The sequence below is a fragment of the Streptomyces sp. NPDC005899 genome (assembly GCF_040629645.1).
GTDB lineage: Bacteria > Actinomycetota > Actinomycetes > Streptomycetales > Streptomycetaceae > Streptomyces.
Genome location: NZ_JBEXWB010000657.1, coordinates 1 through 1,629 on the forward strand (window position 1 = coordinate 1; position 1,629 = coordinate 1,629).

The window sequence follows — 1,629 nt, forward strand, 5'->3', positions numbered from 1 at the left end:
GGCCGGACGTAGCGGCCGCAGCCGGCGGGTGCGGCCGGCCGCGCTGGAAGGCGGCCGGCCGCCGGGCGGGCCGGTCCGCCCTTCGAGACGTGCCCCCAAGAGCGGCAAGCGCCGCATACTGCGCTGGGCCGCGTCCGTACTCGCCCTGCTGATACTCGGCACCGGCGCGGCCGGTTACCTCTACTACAGGCACCTCAACGGCAACCTCAGGAAGGAGGAGCTGACGCTCGGGGACAAGAAGATGGCCGACCACAAGGCCAACGCCGCCGGGCAGACCCCGCTGAACATCCTGATCATCGGCTCCGACGCCCGGGACTCCGAGGAGAACCAGAAGCTCGGCGGCGCCAAGGAGACCTTCGGGGCCGCGCCCCTGGCGGACGTGCAGATGCTGCTCCACCTCTCCGCCGACCGCAGCAACATCTCGGTCGTCAGCATGCCGCGCGACACCATGCTGAAGATGCCGAAGTGCACCGACCCGAAGACGGACAAGGTGTACCCGGCGAGCACGGGGAACGTACAGACCAACCAGAGTCTCGGCCGCGGTGGCCCGGGCTGCACCGTGGCCACCTGGTACGAGCTCACGGGCATCACGATCGACCACTTCATGATGATCGATTTCTCGGGTGTGGTGTCGATGGCCGACGCGGTCGGTGGTGTGCCGGTCTGCGTCGACGCCAACATCCACTCGCTCGGCAGGGACGGCAAGGGCTCCGGCCTGAAGCTGAAAAAGGGCACCACCTCCATCAAGGGGGAGCAGGCCCTTCAGTGGCTGCGGACCCGCTACGGCTTCGAGGACAACACGGACCTGGGGCGCGCCGAGGCCCAGCACCAGTACCTGAACTCGATGGTGCGCGAGCTGCGCAAGGGCACGAAGCTCACCGACCCCGGGAAGCTGATGGACCTGGCCGAGGCCGCCACCAGTGCGCTCACGGTGGACAAGGGCCTCGACACCGTCAAGAAGCTGTACGACCTGGCCGAGGAGCTGAAGAAGGCTCCGACCGGCCGCATCACGATGACGACGATGCCGAACGTCTACGGCACGGGCACCCTCAGCGGCCGGGTGTTCCCCAAGGCGGGCGACGCCGAGCAGTTGTTCCGGATGGTCCGCGAGGACATCCCCCTGGACGGCAAGGCGTCCAAGCGCAAGGCTCCGGTGACCAAGGATGCGGCCGCGCCCACGGGTGAGATCCCGGTCAGCGTGCGCAACGCGACCGGCACGGACGCGCTCCCTCCCGCCCGGGGCCGTGCGGGCACCGTCAGGGACCTCCTGAAGGACGCGGGCTTCGTCCGGGCGACGACCGACTCGCAGAACGCCGAACCGGCCGCCCGTACCGGCGTCCTGTACCCCTCGGCGGACCTGGAGGGTGACGCGCAGGCCGTCGCCAAGGCCCTCGGCATCCCGGTGTCCCAGGTGAAGAAGTCGGCCGACGTCTCGGGGATCGCCCTGGCCGTGGGCGCCGACTGGCGCGAGGACGGCGCTTATACCGCGTCCGCGGCCGAGGAGAAGACCCCGGACACCGCGAAGGCGCTCAACGGCGAGGACAAGGGGGCGTGCATGCACGTCAACCCGGGCTACACCTGGTAGCCCGCGTCGGCGGAGGGACCCGATCGGTGCGGGTCCCTCCGCCG

General features: G+C 70.0%; 1 protein-coding gene. It reads left to right on the forward strand.

Annotated features, from left to right (window positions below):
- Window positions 1-28: 28 nt before the first annotated feature.
- Window positions 29-1,585: an LCP family protein gene (locus tag ABZ371_RS32450; RefSeq protein ID WP_358686494.1), complete on the forward strand. Its 1,557-nt coding sequence runs from the start codon at window positions 29-31 to the stop codon at window positions 1,583-1,585.
- Window positions 1,586-1,629 lie beyond the last annotated feature (44 nt).